Annotated in this window: 14 protein-coding genes; 11 read left to right on the plus strand and 3 right to left on the minus strand. The window is 60.6% G+C overall.

Features of this window, described 5'->3' with window-relative positions:
- Nucleotides 1–377: 377 nt before the first annotated feature.
- Together serA and EFD55_RS26140 are read right to left on the minus strand one after the other, a co-directional pair.
- Nucleotides 378–1,616 (minus strand): phosphoglycerate dehydrogenase, encoded by a 1,239-nt coding sequence (serA, locus tag EFD55_RS26135; RefSeq protein ID WP_125848911.1) that lies wholly within the window; start codon nucleotides 1,614–1,616, stop codon nucleotides 378–380.
- A 307-nt stretch (nucleotides 1,617–1,923) separates the two neighbouring features.
- Nucleotides 1,924–3,510, minus strand: coding sequence for a Na+/H+ antiporter (locus tag EFD55_RS26140; RefSeq protein WP_125848913.1), 1,587 nt, complete (start codon nucleotides 3,508–3,510; stop codon nucleotides 1,924–1,926).
- A 413-nt stretch (nucleotides 3,511–3,923) separates the two neighbouring features.
- On the opposite strand from EFD55_RS26140, the gene EFD55_RS33895 reads away from it, so the two are divergent.
- From EFD55_RS33895 to EFD55_RS33900, 5 genes are all read left to right on the plus strand, one after another.
- On the plus strand, nucleotides 3,924–4,112 hold the full coding sequence (locus EFD55_RS33895) for a hypothetical protein (protein WP_125848915.1): 189 nt from the start codon (nucleotides 3,924–3,926) through the stop codon (nucleotides 4,110–4,112).
- 102 nt (nucleotides 4,113–4,214) lie between these two features.
- On the plus strand, nucleotides 4,215–4,727 hold the full coding sequence (locus tag EFD55_RS26150) for a DUF2867 domain-containing protein (RefSeq protein ID WP_125848917.1): 513 nt from the start codon (nucleotides 4,215–4,217) through the stop codon (nucleotides 4,725–4,727).
- Between the two features lie 247 nt (nucleotides 4,728–4,974).
- The gene (locus EFD55_RS26155) at nucleotides 4,975–6,114 is read left to right on the plus strand and encodes an ROK family transcriptional regulator (protein ID WP_125848919.1); all 1,140 of its coding nucleotides are present in this window, start codon (nucleotides 4,975–4,977) and stop codon (nucleotides 6,112–6,114) included.
- A gap of 334 nt (nucleotides 6,115–6,448) precedes the next feature.
- Nucleotides 6,449–6,604, plus strand: a complete 156-nt coding sequence (locus EFD55_RS33315) for a hypothetical protein (protein WP_165504902.1) — start codon at nucleotides 6,449–6,451, stop codon at nucleotides 6,602–6,604.
- 197 nt (nucleotides 6,605–6,801) lie between these two features.
- Complete coding sequence (locus EFD55_RS33900) at nucleotides 6,802–7,137, plus strand: ATPase (protein ID WP_245438565.1); 336 nt, start codon at nucleotides 6,802–6,804, stop codon at nucleotides 7,135–7,137.
- Nucleotides 7,138–7,532: 395 nt separating this feature from the next.
- Here the strand turns inward: EFD55_RS33900 and EFD55_RS26165 are convergent, their stop codons facing one another.
- Nucleotides 7,533–8,582 carry a Gfo/Idh/MocA family protein gene (locus EFD55_RS26165; protein WP_125848921.1) on the minus strand — a complete coding sequence of 350 codons (1,050 nt, stop codon included), beginning with the start codon at nucleotides 8,580–8,582 and terminating at the stop codon, nucleotides 7,533–7,535.
- A 373-nt stretch (nucleotides 8,583–8,955) separates the two neighbouring features.
- Between EFD55_RS26165 and EFD55_RS26170 the strand changes: the two genes are divergently transcribed.
- The 6 genes from EFD55_RS26170 to EFD55_RS26195 all read left to right on the plus strand — a co-directional run bounded on the left by EFD55_RS26170 (nucleotide 8,956) and on the right by EFD55_RS26195 (nucleotide 15,348).
- Nucleotides 8,956–10,254 (plus strand): type 2 periplasmic-binding domain-containing protein, encoded by a 1,299-nt coding sequence (locus EFD55_RS26170; protein ID WP_125848924.1) that lies wholly within the window; start codon nucleotides 8,956–8,958, stop codon nucleotides 10,252–10,254.
- Nucleotides 10,255–10,339: 85 nt separating this feature from the next.
- On the plus strand, nucleotides 10,340–11,269 hold the full coding sequence (locus tag EFD55_RS26175) for a carbohydrate ABC transporter permease (RefSeq protein WP_125848926.1): 930 nt from the start codon (nucleotides 10,340–10,342) through the stop codon (nucleotides 11,267–11,269).
- Nucleotides 11,266–12,108 (plus strand): carbohydrate ABC transporter permease, encoded by an 843-nt coding sequence (locus tag EFD55_RS26180; RefSeq protein ID WP_125848928.1) that lies wholly within the window; start codon nucleotides 11,266–11,268, stop codon nucleotides 12,106–12,108. The genes EFD55_RS26175 and EFD55_RS26180 overlap by 4 nt, the downstream gene beginning before the upstream one ends.
- 42 nt (nucleotides 12,109–12,150) lie before the next feature.
- Nucleotides 12,151–13,386: an ROK family transcriptional regulator gene (locus tag EFD55_RS26185; protein WP_125848930.1), complete on the plus strand. Its 1,236-nt coding sequence runs from the start codon at nucleotides 12,151–12,153 to the stop codon at nucleotides 13,384–13,386.
- A 26-nt stretch (nucleotides 13,387–13,412) separates the two neighbouring features.
- Nucleotides 13,413–14,267 carry a sugar phosphate isomerase/epimerase family protein gene (locus EFD55_RS26190; RefSeq protein ID WP_125849105.1) on the plus strand — a complete coding sequence of 285 codons (855 nt, stop codon included), beginning with the start codon at nucleotides 13,413–13,415 and terminating at the stop codon, nucleotides 14,265–14,267.
- A 22-nt stretch (nucleotides 14,268–14,289) separates the two neighbouring features.
- Complete coding sequence (locus EFD55_RS26195; RefSeq protein WP_125848932.1) at nucleotides 14,290–15,348, plus strand: ABC transporter ATP-binding protein; 1,059 nt, start codon at nucleotides 14,290–14,292, stop codon at nucleotides 15,346–15,348.
- The last annotated feature ends 216 nt before the right edge of the window (nucleotides 15,349–15,564 follow it).

Here is a 15,564-nt window from a genome sequence, read left to right on the forward strand (position 1 = left end):
AAAGCAGACCCGGTTAAGGCAGACAGCGCACCTATCGCGATCAATATCGTTCTCATGATTTTTCTCCCATTCGGCAGTGCCGGCGGAATGCCAGCAGTACCCGATCTAACTGACAAAAACGCCCAACTATGAAAGCGGTTCCGCCCATGGGGGACGAACACGACAGGCCAGCAATAATGACAAGATCCAAGAAGCGCCAACTCCGGACCCTTGCCAATGATGGCAGAAGGGTCTCGTCTCGACCCCAAAGCATGTGTAATCGGGCGGTCCCACAAGGGGCAGGCTCCCATTACATTGCCAATATCGTATCAACGCCACCTTTGCAGGCGGCGTGGAGCGCCTACGCGTCTCCATGCCGACGCAAATTGCTCGATGCGTCAGTAAAGCAATCTCGTTCTGATCGTTCCCGGTATCTCGCGTAGCGCCTGAAGAATATCGTCGGCTGTCTGGGACATGTCCTCGACTTCGATGACCACGTACCCCGTGTCGCCATGCGTCTGCAGGAATTCGGCGACGATATTCAGCCCGCGCGACGAGAAGATCTCGTTCAGCTGGATGAGCATGCCGGGACGGTTTTCGTGAACATGGATGAAGCGCGTACCATTCGGGCGCTCGGGCAACTGGACCTGCGGAAAGTTGACTGCGCCCATCGTCGAGCCGATATCGGAATATTCGACCAGCTTTCTGGAGACTTCCCCGCCGATTCGCTCCTGAGCTTCTTCTGTCGAACCGCCGATATGCGGTGTCAGAATGACATTGCTCAAGCCCTGCAGCGGCGTTTCGAAACGCTCCTTGTTCGATGCCGGCTCCTTGGGAAACACATCGACCGCAGCACCTGCCAGATGGCCCTCTTTCAAGACTTTCGCAAGCGCGTCGAGATCGACCACCGTGCCGCGGGAATTGTTGATGAAGATGGCGCCTTTCTTCATGCGACGCAGTTCGGCTTCGGTGATCATATTGTGCGTCGATGGCGTTTCCGGAACGTGCATCGTCACATAATCCGAGATTTCCAGAAGCTCGCCAAGCGAAGCCATCGATTCTGAATTGCCGCGGCGCAGCCTATCGGAGAGATCGAAATAGCGCACCAACATGCCCATGCTTTCCGCAAGAGCACTCAGCTGCGAGCCGATATTTCCGTAGCCGACGATGCCGAGGGTCTTTCCACGGACTTCTCGGCTGCCGACAGCGGATTTCTCCCATCCGCCCTGATGCGCCGACGCCGAGCGTGGGAAGATCTGCCGCGTCAGCATGATGATCTCGCCGATCACAAGTTCGGCCACCGAGCGCGTGTTCGAATAAGGCGCGTTGAACACCGGAATTCCGCGGCGGCGTGCCGCCTCCAGATCGACCTGGTTCGTGCCAACGGAAAAACAGCCGACGGCAATCAGCTTCTTGGCGGATTCGAAAATCTCTTCCGTCAGCTGCGTTCGGGAACGAATGCCTATGATGTGCGCATCGGCGATATGGCTCTTGAGATCCCTGTCATCAAGCGCTTTCGGCAGGTGCACGAGGTTGGTGTAGCCGCAAGACGAAAAATAGTCCACGGCGCTCTGGCTGATGCCTTCAAGCAGAAGCACAGAAATTCGATCACGAGGTAGGGAAAGCTGGAGAGGCATTGTGAGACTTTCGTTTTCCGAATTTAGACACGTCGATGTCGTTTGCGGCCCTACGGCACATTACAACATGGCTTTGCGACCATCCGACAACCAGCGCAAGCACAAATCCCAATATACTCTGCTTCCACTGAACGCGCCTCGCGTGTTTGATCTCCAATTGCGCTAGTCAACCCCGCGACCTCTGCAAGCGGCGTGCTCGCGCCCTTCAAAATGTTGCGGCTGAAGCTGGTGCTTGGTCTCTGGCCTTAAAGAGCCGCGTGGCCGTGCCGACCTCAAAGAACTGCGGGCCAAGACATCGCGGGATCGGTCAGGCGGCCTTGGCGGAGATGGCGCTCAATTCTTCCAGGTCGAGGTCACGTTCAAGCTCACGCAGGGTCTCATCGTCGATCTGCCCTGAGCGATGCAGCCGTATGAGTTCCGTCCGGCCAACCGCGACCGCCTCAAGAACGACATCGAAATGGGCGTGCAAGATCGGAATGTAATCCGCGGTGCGCTCGGCATAGTCGACGATTGCCGTAGCGCGATGTTCATATCTTTTCAGTAGCTGAGGATGGATCAGCTTGCCCCCGCCATCGTAGGCAAGCTCGCTCACTTTCGTGAACTGAACCTGGGCCATCGCGGCCTCGGCCTGACTCATCGTCATCGGCGAACGCTCGGCTTCTACCTCTCCCAGGCCAGCCCAGGAAATCACCCAACCAAGCGTCGTGCCCTGCACAAGCACCGTCCCCATGATCACGGCAAACGACATGACGAGGATGAAGTCGCGTCCTGGAAATCCTTCGGGAAGGCTCAAGGCAAGCGCAAGGGTGACCACACCGCGGACGCCCGCCCAGCTCAACACCGTCGCCGCTCCACCTCCCATTGGAACCGATCGAGCAAGCCCTATCCTGTTTGCAAACCTGATCGCCAGATCGGAGCCGAACACCCAGACGAAGCGTGCCGCAACAAGGGCGACAAGGATCACAAGCGCCGGAAACGCCATGGTTTGGACCAGCAACCCGAAGCCGCCGCCGCGGTCGACGACGTCGCGCAGCGAAAGGCCGATCAGGATGAACACCGTCGCCTCCATGAGGAAGACGAGCACGGCCCAGAATGAAGTGCCGCGCATGCGCGTCCCCGCCGACATAACGGTGTGCTGGTGCCACGAGGCGATCAAGCCCGCCGTGACAGTGGCGATCACACCGGACACGTGGAGTTGCTCTCCCAGCAGATATGCGATCCAGCAGAGCAACGTGGTTGCCGCGATCATGAGGTAATCGTCGCGCAGTTTCCGGATGAGCCTGACCCATGCGAAACCGAGCATGCCGCCCAGCGCGGCCCCGCCCGCGGCAAGCACAAGGAACGTCCCAACCGCACTGACCGTGCTGAACGCGCCAGTCGCTGCCGCTGCAACGGCAAAGCGGAAGAGAACCAATCCGCTCGCGTCATTCAGCAGGCTCTCGCCTTCGAGAAGGATCTGAAGCCGCCGTGGCAGGCGAACGTGCTCGAGTACCGCTCGGGCGGACACCGCATCCGGCGGCGACACGATGGCTCCAAGCGCCGCGCAAGCGGCCCACGGCAGCGAAGGCATCAGGAGATGAGCGACAACAGCAACGACAATGGTCGTGAAGAGCACCGCGCCAACTGCGAGTGAGGTAATGCCGAACATGTGGCGCTTCAGCCTGTCGACGGCGATAGACCACGCCCCATCGAACAGAAGTGGCGGCAGGAAGATGATAAGGACAAGTTCAGGATCGACCCTGATCGCTGGCAACCCGGGAACGAATGCGAGCGTAGCGCCGCCAGTCAGGAGCGCCACGGACGGCGGCAGTCCAAGCCGATGTGCGAGATAGTGGAGCGCGATGATCGCAAGAAACATCGCAATCACCAGTTCGAAGAGATGCGTGCCGTCCATGTGTTTCCCCGCGACCAACCCTGGGCCATCAAATGACGGCTTCGATTGAAACGCAACACCTGTGGTCGGCCACAATCCTTCTCAGGGTGGAGACCGAAATCTCTCGCCACTGCTTTATGATCGCAACATCTGACGCAAGCTTGGCTTCGATTGCAGCGACGGTGTCGCAGCCGAAGGGCATGCAAACTGGCGGTTCGGGGACATCTGCGAATGCCACAACCTGTCTGGCGAACCTTTCGCTGAAGCGTGTTCGCGTGTCCGTAAACTTTCCCGGTTCGACGCCTGGGACCGGGCTCTTCGGCGAATAACGAAATCTTGATCGACAACAACGGTTATCGGATCGCCGCGCGGCCCTATCTGCCCAGCAATCACACTGAAATCGCCGGTTTTTGCACAGCGATCGGGAGGGTGAGATGTTTCAGGTCCGCAAACTATCGGCAGCCGCGGCAGCCGTCATCATGATTGCCATGTCGTCGTCTGCCTGCACGACCAGTTCATACGACTCGGTACAAACCGGCTCGATCGGATATAGCAGCGTCGACTATGGACTCAGACCCGCCTGCCGCGACGGATTCGGCAATGATCGTCCTTGCAGTTATTAGCGACGGAAAACGCAAAGCTTCGATCGGTCCGGCAGTCCTCACGCCCTATCGAGCTATCCTCACTTTGAGGCTCGCAAAGACTGCCATGATCGAGCTTTCGGTATGTGTTTAGAACGCAAAGCGCGGGTGCGCCGGACCAAGCCGCCACGTGAAAGCGTCGTTGCAGGCTGGTACGAGAACGCCAGCCTACTCGAAAGCTACAGCATCGATTTGAGTTCATCGAAACAGTACAGCATGCGCGTGCTGGCGACCCGGACAGTCGGCGGTTCGCCAGCGTGGCTCAAGGCGTTGAACGCGGTGCGCGACGCCATGGTGACGCCCTTTGGCGTCAAAACCTCCGGTGAGGTCCGAGCGTCCAGGGCCGACAACGAACGCGTGGACTTTTTCCCGGTGCAATGGGAAAGCGACGACGAGATTGTACTGGGTGAGGATGATCGACACCTGGACTTCCGATTATCGCTGCTCCGTCGCAATTCTCCAACCGGCACGCAGCTCGTCGCGACAACTGTCGTGCACTCCCACAATGCCTTCGGTCTCACCTATCTCAACGTGATCAGGCCCTTTCATCACCTCGTAATCAGGACCTGGCTCCTCGCCTCGCGATCAGAGAGCTAGCAAGCCGACCCGCGCCCCCCATACCAGGATCGGCACTTATAACCTTTGCGCCGTCAGCACACCACGCGCCATTCTGATCGCAGCTAGTTTAAACGATTTCAATAAGTTAAAATTCAACTGCGGAAGTCAGTTTGAGACATCTTCGGTGTGATAAGCAAGCGTCGTGGTGTTCTATGATTCTGTTCTTGCGCAACTCCTGTGAAAACCGCTACGCATTTTTGCTGGAATTGCTCTAGGAAATTCAATCATGCGGTATCTTCGGTCAGGGCCGCGTCGGCTTCACATCCAGGAGATGGGCGTTCCGCGCGCCAAGACAGTCGGTCTGAGGTCGGGTGAAATCGCCGACAGGAATATCCGCGTCATCTTGGAAGCGATCCGCCGGCATGGGCCGTTGACCAGGACGGAGCTGGGGCGGCATAGCGGGCTGACCGGGCCCGGCATTACCAATATCCTGCGGCGGCTGGCCGAGGAGAAGCTCGTCACGTCGAACCGCCGTAACGGTGTTGGCGGCGGCGCTACAGCCACGGAATTTGCGTTGCGCCCGGAGGGGGCGTTTTCGATCGGTCTCAAGCTTCGCCGGACGCGCGGCGAGATCGTGCTCATCGACCTCAGCGGCCAGGTGCATGACCGGGTCTATTTTGATGTGGCGGCGGGAGACAAGGTCGGCGCAGTGCATGCGGCCGTCAGGGATATGGCCGATCGCCACGCGGCATTGCCGATCATCGGGCTCGGCATCGCCGCCAATGACTGGACGGATGAGCAGAGCGAGACGCTTGCCGCCATGTCGACGATCGCGCGTCCCTATGTCGAGAACGAGTGCACGGCGAGCCTGCTTGCCGAGCGCACCATCGGCAGTTCCACGCCGGAAGGCGGGCTGGCGATGATCGTCATCGACGACGACGTGCAGGCGGGCTTCCTCATCCGGGGCATTCCCTATTCCGGCGTGCATGGGCGGGCGGGCAGCATCGGCGAAATGCTGACCGGGCCTGATAATCTCCAGCTCAACACCGTCGTCGGTTTCGGCTCCCTGCGCTCACGCATCGGAAACGACGAATTCGCGCGGCTGCTGAAAGGCGAGGAATTCTCCTCGCCGTCGCTGTCGCAATGGATACGCGAGGCCGCGGGCCATCTGCTCGACCCGATCATCGCCATGGCCGGCTTCATCGCCCCGAGCGTCGTCATGATCGGCGGTGACCTGCCGCAGGGCGTGATCGAGGCGCTGATCCACCAGCTTTCCATCGAGCGGCGAGACACCTCCACCCGGCCGTTTCTGACGCCCTGGATTTCGCCGATGCGGCCGGCGAGCTTCAGCGGTGGCGGCGTGGCGCTGGGCGCTGCCCTCCTGCCCTTCCTCAACACCTTGCTGCTGCCGCCGGCTTCGGCTTGAGGGCCAGAAGTGCTGCGCGCATGAACGTCAACCATATCGGCGGCAAGATGCCTGCAGGCGCTTTCGAAGGTGAAGCCGACGATATCGATGCACCTGGATACGCTCCTGTCGATCTGGACATCGGCCTGCAGGCAAAAGAACCCCGACCGTTTGAAGGGCCGGGGTCAACTACTGAGATAGGAGCTGGAAGATGCCGAGTGGGCTTTATCCGTGGACACAGGCCGTCTCGCACGACCTGTTGCCATCCAGTGTTGCTGTCGGCGGCACCATGAACAAGCTAAATTGCCGTCGGCGTGCGAAATGGCTATATTGATACCAGCGATTGGAGATCGAGATGCTGCTGCAGAAAATCCGCGAGAACTATGATGCCCTGATGCAGATCGGGATCGAGGCTCGTGAAGCTGGCCGCAAGATCGGTCTGAAGCCGAGCTGCGCAGAATCCGATCAGGCTCCGGCCAAAGCCCAAGAGCCGGAAGTCGTCGTCCGCTAAGTGATGACACGATAATCCATGCCGACATGCACTATTCTGGCTGGGCCGAACGGATCCGGTAAGACACGTCGTTCGGCAAGCTGAAGCTCGAAGGCGAGTACATCAACGCAGACGAGCTTGCAAAGACGCTGGCGCCGGGTGCGAAGACCATCGAACGACAGGCAGGCGAACTCGCTCTGAAGCTGACCGCAGAGAAGATCGCCAAGCAAGAATCCTTCATCTTCGAAACCACGCTAAGCAGCAAGCAATCGATCCGGCTGATGAGCGAGGCCAAGGCCGCAGGATTCAATGTCGATCTGTATTACGTCGCCCTGGATACGGTCGAACGGAACATCGAGCGTGTGAAATTCCGGGTAGCTCTCGGCGGCCATGACATCCCCGAGGACGCTATCCGGCGTCGATACAAGGGATCGCTGGCACATCTGCCGCAGGCTCTGGCGCTGGCAGATGAAGCGGTTCTCGTCGATAACTCCGAGATCCAGCCAAGGATCGTTTTCCAGCTCCGGGCGGCTACGTCGTTGGCATCGGCATGATCGAGGGCAATCCCCTACACAGATTGCTGATCGAAAAGGTGCAGCAGTCCATGTCCTTGCGCGGCAGATAAGCAAAAGCGCGGCCTCCGGCGGACCGCCTTTTTGTGGCGGAACTGTCTCGGCGCAATCGAGGTTTTCACTGCCTCCGAAGAAGCTGGCCCTTGCAAATCAAACACGCTCGGGCTTGCTACTTATATGAGCCCGGAAGGCGCACCCGGCCACGACGCGATGGTCGTGGTTTAAGGTCGGCCGAGATCGGTCGAGGTGAAGACAAGACAATTTCTAAGGAGCGCGACGACAGAGATTACGCGTTGGCCAGCGGACATGGAGACGAAGGGCGATGCTGATTTCTTCATCTTCATCGAGCTCGATCTGAGATCGATGGCACCAACCTTCTACGTCCCCAGCGCCTCGTCGGCGTGGCTGAGGTCGGAGGCGATCGCCTTGTCGAGCACCTTCTGGATATTGGCGGCGCGGCGGAAGGACGGTTCCTGGGTCTTGCCCGCCCGGACCGCCTGGACGAAACGCTGGTAGTTCGTCTCGACGGGATCGAAGGGCAGGTCGCGCCAGGTCGCCGTGTGCACGTCTTCGCCGAGACAGGCGCGCAACGTCGATGTTCCGGTATCGTAGATCATCTCGACCGAGCCGGTTTCGCCATAGACCCGGAGACGCAGCTGATCCATCTGGCCGGCGGCCGTGCGCGTCGCCTGGATCGTGCCGATCGCTCCGTTGGTGAAATCGACATTCATCGTGAAGCTGTCATTGGCATCGAGATCATATTCGCCGATCCTGTCGCCCGGCGCCTTGTTGAAGGTCTTCAGCCGCGCGAAGACATGGGCGACGTCGAGGCCGGAGCCGTAGGAAGCGAAATCGACGATGTGGATGCCGATGTCGCCGAGCGCGCCGTTCGACCCGTGCTTTTTGCTCAGCCGCCACAGCCATTTGCTCTCGCTCTTCCAGTCGCCCCAGTGGCGGCCGACCAGCCAGCTCTGCAGATGGGAGGCCTCGACATGGCGCACCGCGCCGATTTCGCCGGCGAGCACCATCTGCCGGCCTTTCTGCAGCGCCGGCGAGTTGCGATAGGTGAAGTTGACCATGCCGACCTTACCCGCCCGCTCGATCGCTTCGGTCATCTCCATGGCTTTGACGGCATCGGTGGCGAGCGGCTTTTCGCAGAAGACATGCTTGCCGGCGGCGATCGCCTGAAGCGTCGTCGGGTGGTGGATGCTGTCAGGCGTGACATTCGCCACCGCATCGAACTCGCCCCAGGCGAGCGCCTCCTCGAGCGAGGCAAAATGATTGGCAATGCCGTGTTCGGTGCAGAAGGCGGCAAGCCTTTCGGGGACGACGTCAACGCCGCCGACGACGCTGACGCCCTCGATCGCCTTGAAGCGCGCTGCGTGCTGGTTGGCCATGCCGCCGGTGCCGAGAATGAGTAGACGCATCTTCTCCTCCATGGAATTCGAGTTTCCGGCTGCCGTGGCGGCCGGGCTGAAACCAGAGCGACACCATGCGGCCATCCGCGATCGGCTCACGCTCTTCTTCAGGAAAATCGCAGTTGGATGCGCCGGGCCTCCGTGAGGCGCGCTCCGTCACTTTCATTCGGCATTTAATTTGACGCGCATCCCTTTCGAAAAGGCGGATGCGCGCTAGCTGCTGTTGAATGTCGCCAGCATCTCAACCTCCCAGGCTCTCGCCTCCCAAAGCTGTGGCTTGACATCAAATCAAAGTAACTTAATCTAATTAATGCAGCACGGAAATGAGGAGAGGTCAACCGACCGCCAGGCTGTATTCGTTCAAAATGGGGAGGAGACCCAGATGAAGAGCGCGACCGTCAGCGCATTGACGCTGAGCACTATTTTATTTTCAGCATCCGCCGTTTTTGCCCAGGAACTCGCCACCAAAGACCGGATCGGCCTTGCCGATGCGCCAAAGACCCTCGTCGTCCGCCTGACGAACGACAGCCCGAACAATTCGGACCCCAATATCGCCGAGGGCTACCAGAAGCTTTTCGTCGACTTCATCAAGAAGCACCCGGACTGGAAATTGCAGATGCAATTCATGTCCTCCGACATCGGCACCGAACAGGCCAAGATGCTGGAGCAGGCGAAGGCCGGCAACGCCCCTGATTGCGCCGCCGTCGACTCCTTCGTGCTCTCGCAGTTCATGGTCAATCATGTGCTGGCTGATTTCACGCCGTATTTCTCCAAGGAAGAAGTGGACGATCTCTTCCCCTTCATCCGCAACGGCATCACCGACAAGGACAAGACGGTGCGCGCCTGGTGGTGGGATACGGACCTTCGCGTGCTCTACCGCAACAAATCGGTCGTCGCCGATGCGCCGCAGACCTGGGACGACCTGAAGAAGGCAGCGCTTGCCTCCACCAAGGAAGGCATGGAAGGCGTTCTCTTCAACGGCGGGCGCTGGGAAGGCACGACCTTCGACTGGCTGGCCAACTATTGGGCGCTCGGCGGCAAGCTCGTCGACGACTCGGGCAAGCCGGTGTTCGGCGAAGGCGAGAACAAGGAAAAATTCCTGAAGGCGCTGAACTATTTCAAGGATCTCGTCGATTCCGGTGCCGCGCCCAAGCGCGTCACCACGATCGCCAACTACGACGACATGAACGCCGCGGCCGCGGCGGCGACGACGGCGCTCTTCATCGGCGGCAACTGGCAATATGCGCAGCTGAAGGCGACGCTCGACGAAGGCGACTTCAAGAACTGGACCTTCTCGCCGATCCCCGGCCCCTCGGCCGACCAGAAGTCGACAGGCACCGGCGGCTGGACGATCGCGTCCTTCAGCAAGGACAAGGATAAGGTCGAGATGTGCGCCAACCTGGCGCGCGAAGTCTATATGGGACCGGCAAACGCACTTCAGCAGCAGCTGCCGACCCGCAAGTCGCTCTTCGACAAGTATGAGGTCTTCTCCACCGAAGCCAACAAGACCTTCGCCAAGGCTCTGGTCGACGGACAGGCGCGCCCCGGCGTGCCGATCTATCCCGAAATATCAAACCAGATCCAGATCATGATGGGCGACGTGCTCTCGGGAACGAAGAAACCGGAAGAAGCCCTGGATGCCGCATTCAGCGCGGCGATGGAGGCTTACAAGCGTCTCTGATCCCGGGCGTCCATGACCCTTGCAACCGCGGCGGCGCCTGCCCTTGAGGCGCCGTCGACAGTGCCAAACCCGGACAGAGAAGCTAATGAGCCCTATTGCCATCGAGGCTGACAGCCCGCCTCAAAGCAGAACGTTCATGCGCCGGTTCGCCGGCGCCCCCCTGCCCTGGATCATGCCCGTGATCGTGGTGATCGGGATATTCTATCTCTATCCCGTCATCGACGTTTTCCGGCTCTCCTTCACCAATGCGACGCTGATCGGCGACAATCAGGACTATACGCTGGGGTCGATCGCCAATGCGCTGAGCTCACCGCAGCTGCCCGATATTCTCTGGGCGACCCTGATCTTCGTCGGCGGCAGCGTCATCGGCCAACAGATCCTCGGCATTGCGGTCGCCGTCACCGTCATCCGCGGCGAAAAGCGCGGCCTGTTCGGCACCACGATCCTGCGGACGACGGCGCTCATCGCCTGGGTGGTGCCGGGCATTGCCGGCGGCATCATCTGGCAGATGCTGTTTTCCGAAGCGCCTTACGGTGCACTGAACAGCATTTTGAGGCTGATGCACATGCCGACCGTTGCCTGGCTTTCGGACCCCGCAATGGCGCCCTGGTCGACGCTGATCTCGAACATCTGGCGCGGCACCGCCTTTTCGATGGTCGTCATGTATGCGGCGCTGAAGGCGATCGATCCCTCGCTCTACGAAGCGGCCGAGGTCGATGGCGCCACGGCATCGCAGCAGTTCTTCTTCGTGACCCTTCCGCAGCTGCGCGCTGCCATCCTCGTCAACATGATCCTGATCACCATCCAGACGGTGAACACCTTCGATGCGATCATCACGCTGACGGGCGGCGGACCGGGACGCGCGACTGAGGTGATCTCGCTCTACGTCTTCAACATCGTTTTCCGAAACTACGACCTTTCAGGCGGCAGCGTGCTTTCCGTGCTGATGCTGCTCATCAGCCTCGGACTTGCCTTCGTCTACGCGTCGTTCCTGCCGAAGGAGGAAGAGCAATGAGCGGACGCACCGGAACACGGCTCGGCGATGCCTTCAGCTATCTCTTCATGCTGGCGATGTTCATCTTCTTCGCCGGCCCCCTCAGCTATCTCCTGTCGATGGCGCTGCGTGACAAACGCGAGGTCTATCGCGGCGCCGCCCGCTATATTCCCGACAATCCTACGATCCAGAATTTCATCACCGTCCTCAACAACAGCTATTTTCCGATCTATCTCTGGAACGGGCTCAAGCTTGCGGCGCTCAGCGGCTTCGGCGTGCTGATCGTTGCGTTGCCCGCCGCTTACGCTTTTTCCCGCTTTCAATTCCGCGGCAAGGGCCTGTCGATGATGGCGCTGCTTCTCTTCCAGATGATCTCGCCGCTCGTCATCATGGTGCCGCTCTACCGTTACATGAATCGCCTCGGCCTGCTGGACACGCATTTCGCCGTCGTCATGGTCTATATCGCGCTCGGCGTTCCCTTGGCGACCTGGCTGCTGAAGAGCACCGTCGACGGCATTCCGCGCAGCCTCGACGAAGCGGCGATGATCGACGGCTGCAACCGGTTCTCGGTCTTCTGGCGCATCATCCTTCCCCTGTCGGCGCCGGGCATCGCCTCCGTCTTCATCATCACCGTCATTGCCGGCTGGTCGCAATTCCTGGTGCCTTTCCTGCTGCTCACGAAAAATGACCTGATGCCGATCGGCGTCGGAATCTTTAACTTCCGCGGGATGCAGACCGACTCGTCCATCCAGTTGCTTGCCGCCGCCTGCCTGATCTCGGTCGTTCCGGCGATCGTGGCCTTCCTGTCGCTCCAGAGGCTGATCCTCGGCGCGATGACCAGCGGCGCGGTGAAGGGATGACGGTCGGTTTAAGTCTCCATGCGCGATGAAGGATTTCGACCGATGAACCAGACGCAAGGCGCCAGGCTCTCCCCCGATCTGACTGGCTCCAATGTCGAGGATGCAGGCGAGCACAACAGGGCCGTCGTCCTGCGCTGCATCCACCGCCAGGCGCCAATTTCGCGCGCAGAGATCGCAAGGCGGACGGGCTTTACCAAACCGGCGATCGCCCGCATCGTCGATCGCCTGCTGGACGAGGGCCTGATCATGGAGGCCCGCCGGCGCCATGGGCTCAGAGGCCAGCCGGCGATCGAACTCGAAATCAATCCGGACGCCTATTTCGCCATCGGCATCAACATCGACCGCGACCATCTGACGATTCTGGCCGTCGATGCCGTCGGCAATGTGCGCGCCCGGGTGCATCATGAGAAGCGCTTCATCCTGCCGGCGGAATTCCTGCAGCTGACGGCCGATGCGATCTCGCATTTCCAGCGCAGCCGGCTGATCGACGATGCGCATCTTGCCGGCATTGGCCTGGCGATGCCGGACTGGCTCGGCGAGATCTCGCTGCTCGGCAAGCCCGAGGCCTATCAGGAATGGACTGAATTCGACGTGCGCGCCGCGCTCGAGAACCTGACGCCGCATCCCGTCTTCATCGAAAACGAGGCCAATGCCGCAGCCCTTGCCGAGCTCGATTACGGCCTCGGTGCCGAAAGCAGCAGCTTCTTCTACATCGCCGTCAATGCCTGCCCGGGCGGCGGCCTCGTTCTCGGCGGCAACGGCCACCGCGGCGCCATGGGCCTCAGCGGCGAAATCGGCTGGCTTCCCATCGCCGATGGCGACGGGGAGGCGCACAAGGTCCAGCTTCTCGGCGAAATATTCTCGTTGTTCTTCCTCTATGATTTCCTGGCCCGGCACGGCATCGAGGTCAGTCTTCCGCAGGATCTTCTGACGCTCGATGCGCGCGGCAAGCGCCTGGTTTCGCAATGGCTGAAGGAGATGAGTGCGCATCTGGCGGTCGCCGTCAAACATATCGCCATGATCGTCGATCCCGACGCGGTGCTCGTCGGCGGCAGGCTGCCGATCCGCATCGTCGATGAATTGCTGCGTTATGTACACGAGCATCTCGACCCCGAGGATACGAACCTGCCCTCGCTCCATCGCGCCTCGATCGGCGAGGATGCCTCGGCCATGGGGGCTGCGGCCATGCCAATGGCGGCGGCCCTGATGCTCGCATCGGCCGATGTCGAGCAGCGCACGCGCTCGCCGCTGAAATTCATGGATCGGCTGAACAATTGAAACGGCCGCATGGCCCGGAGGATATGGTGAAGATCGGCTTCTATACCTCGACATTCAATGACCGCCCGCTGGAGGAAGTCGTGGATTTCGCAGCATCGGCGAGGTTCGACGCGATCGAGATCGATGTCGGCGGCCATATCAGGACGCCCGACCGGGTGGAGGACGCCGTCTCTCTTGCCAGGAGCCGCGGCCTCTTCGTCTCCTCCATCACCTATTTCGGCAATCAGCTTGACGCCGACCGCGACAGGCGCCTTGAGCTTCGGGCAAGGACGGCGGAATTTGCCAGGGCGATCGGCGGAGCCGGCGTTCCGATCTTCGTGATCTTCCCCGGCCGGGACGACACGGCAAGCGACGAGGCCAATTACGACGACTTTGCCGACTTCGCGAACGGGCTGATTGCGGAAACGCAACCAAGCGGCCTCACCTTTGCGATCGAGAACTGGCCGGGACCTAAGGATAATTTCATCGGCACGACGCCGAAGGGATGGCAGGAGCTTTTCCGCAGGATCGAAGATCGCCGCTTCGGCCTCGAATTCGATCCCTCGCATCTCATCCGCATCGGCGTCGATCCCTACCTTGCGATGGAGGCGGTGAAGGATCGCATCGCCATTCTTCACGCCAAGGACACTGTGATCGACGGGGAAGCCCTGCAGGCGCTCGGCTATCACGGCAAGGGCTGGTGGCAATACAAGCTGCCGGGGCTCGGCCTTCTCGACTGGCCGCGCTTCCTGCGGCAGGCGCGCGAGGCCGGCTTTGCCGGCACGCTGTCGATCGAGCATGAGGATGCCGCCTACGGCTGGCCGGGCAAGGATCTCTCTGCGCGCAGAGAGGGCGAACGCCTCGGCCTCGATTATTTGAAAAATGTCCTGAACGGACTTTGACGGCGATTTCGGGAGGACTGCCATGGCCCATGTTTCGGTCAACAATGCGCGCAAGGATTACGGCGCGTTCAAAGCGATCAAAGGCGTATCGGTCGATATCGGCGACGGCGAATTCGTCGTCCTGGTCGGCCCCTCCGGCTGCGGGAAATCGACGCTTCTCAGAATGATCGCCGGCCTCGAGGGCATCACCTCGGGGAAGATCCAGATCGGCAAGCACATCGTCAACGAGCTGGCGCCGAAGGATCGCGACATCGCCATGGTGTTCCAGAACTACGCGCTCTATCCGCACATGACGGTCGCCAAGAATATGGGCTTTTCGTTGCGGCTGAAACGCATGCCGAGATCGGAGATCGACCAGCGGGTCGGCAATGCGGCAAAGATCCTCGGCTTGGAAAGCCTGCTGGAGCGCTATCCGAAGCAGCTCTCGGGCGGCCAGCGGCAGCGCGTCGCCATGGGCCGGGCGATCGTGCGCGACCCGGCCGTCTTCCTCTTCGACGAGCCCCTGTCGAACCTGGACGCCAAGCTCAGGGTGCAGATGCGCTCGGAGATCAAGGAGCTGCACCAGCGGCTGCAGACGACGACGATCTACGTCACCCACGACCAGATCGAGGCCATGACCATGGCCGATAAGATCGTCGTGATGAAGGACGGGCTGATAGAGCAGTCCGGCACGCCGCTGGAACTTTACGATCGCCCGAACAACCTCTTCGTCGCCGGCTTCATCGGCTCGCCGGCGATGAATTTCATCCAGGGCACGATGACCGAAGACGGGTTCCGGACCGAGGACGGCCTGCTGCTGCCGAGCGAGCGCCGGCCAAGCGATGCCGTGACCTACGGCATTCGTCCAGAACATATCATGCTCGACCCGAACGGCATCGAGGTGACGACAATCGTCGTCGAGCCCACCGGCTCTGAAACCCTCGTCCTCGTCCGGCTGGGAGCCCAGACGCTGACCTGCGTCTTCCGCGAGCGGATCCGGGCCGCCCCCGGCGACGTCCTGCGGATCGCGCCCGGCCACGACACCGTTCACCTGTTCGGCGCGGACGAACAGCGCATCACATCGGGCGAAGCGCCGCTCTAAGCCCGCCGAATGCTCCCTCCCCTTCGGCCGGGCGCCGCCGGGGGCGCGTTCGCCGCGCCCCCGGCCCAAAACTCCCGGTCCTTCCAGACATTATGCAGCACAGCCAAGTGTTTGAACGGGCCGAAAAGGTTAATATCCGTTAACCTTAAAATTCTTGGCCGGCATCGGAGAATCGCGGATAATAACGGTTAGAGGGGTTTTTGAACCCGAAAATCG

It is taken from the genome of Rhizobium pisi, from assembly GCF_003938655.1.
Taxonomy (GTDB): Bacteria; Pseudomonadota; Alphaproteobacteria; order Rhizobiales; family Rhizobiaceae; genus Rhizobium; species Rhizobium pisi.

Bases quoted from the DNA above. Each gene is read 5' to 3' on its own strand.
- serA (WP_125848911.1), bottom strand. From the start codon at position 1,616: ATGCCTCTCCAGCTTTCCCTACCTCGTGATCGAATTTCTGTGCTTCTG.
- EFD55_RS26140 (WP_125848913.1), bottom strand. From the start codon at position 3,510: ATGGACGGCACGCATCTCTTCGAACTGGTGATTGCGATGTTTCTTGCG.
- EFD55_RS33895 (WP_125848915.1), top strand. From the start codon at position 3,924: ATGTTTCAGGTCCGCAAACTATCGGCAGCCGCGGCAGCCGTCATCATG.
- EFD55_RS26150 (WP_125848917.1), top strand. From the start codon at position 4,215: ATGTGTTTAGAACGCAAAGCGCGGGTGCGCCGGACCAAGCCGCCACGT.
- EFD55_RS26155 (WP_125848919.1), top strand. From the start codon at position 4,975: ATGCGGTATCTTCGGTCAGGGCCGCGTCGGCTTCACATCCAGGAGATG.
- EFD55_RS33315 (WP_165504902.1), top strand. From the start codon at position 6,449: ATGCTGCTGCAGAAAATCCGCGAGAACTATGATGCCCTGATGCAGATC.
- EFD55_RS26165 (WP_125848921.1), bottom strand. From the start codon at position 8,582: ATGCGTCTACTCATTCTCGGCACCGGCGGCATGGCCAACCAGCACGCA.
- EFD55_RS26170 (WP_125848924.1), top strand. From the start codon at position 8,956: ATGAAGAGCGCGACCGTCAGCGCATTGACGCTGAGCACTATTTTATTT.
- EFD55_RS26175 (WP_125848926.1), top strand. From the start codon at position 10,340: ATGAGCCCTATTGCCATCGAGGCTGACAGCCCGCCTCAAAGCAGAACG.
- EFD55_RS26180 (WP_125848928.1), top strand. From the start codon at position 11,266: ATGAGCGGACGCACCGGAACACGGCTCGGCGATGCCTTCAGCTATCTC.
- EFD55_RS26185 (WP_125848930.1), top strand. From the start codon at position 12,151: ATGAACCAGACGCAAGGCGCCAGGCTCTCCCCCGATCTGACTGGCTCC.
- EFD55_RS26195 (WP_125848932.1), top strand. From the start codon at position 14,290: ATGGCCCATGTTTCGGTCAACAATGCGCGCAAGGATTACGGCGCGTTC.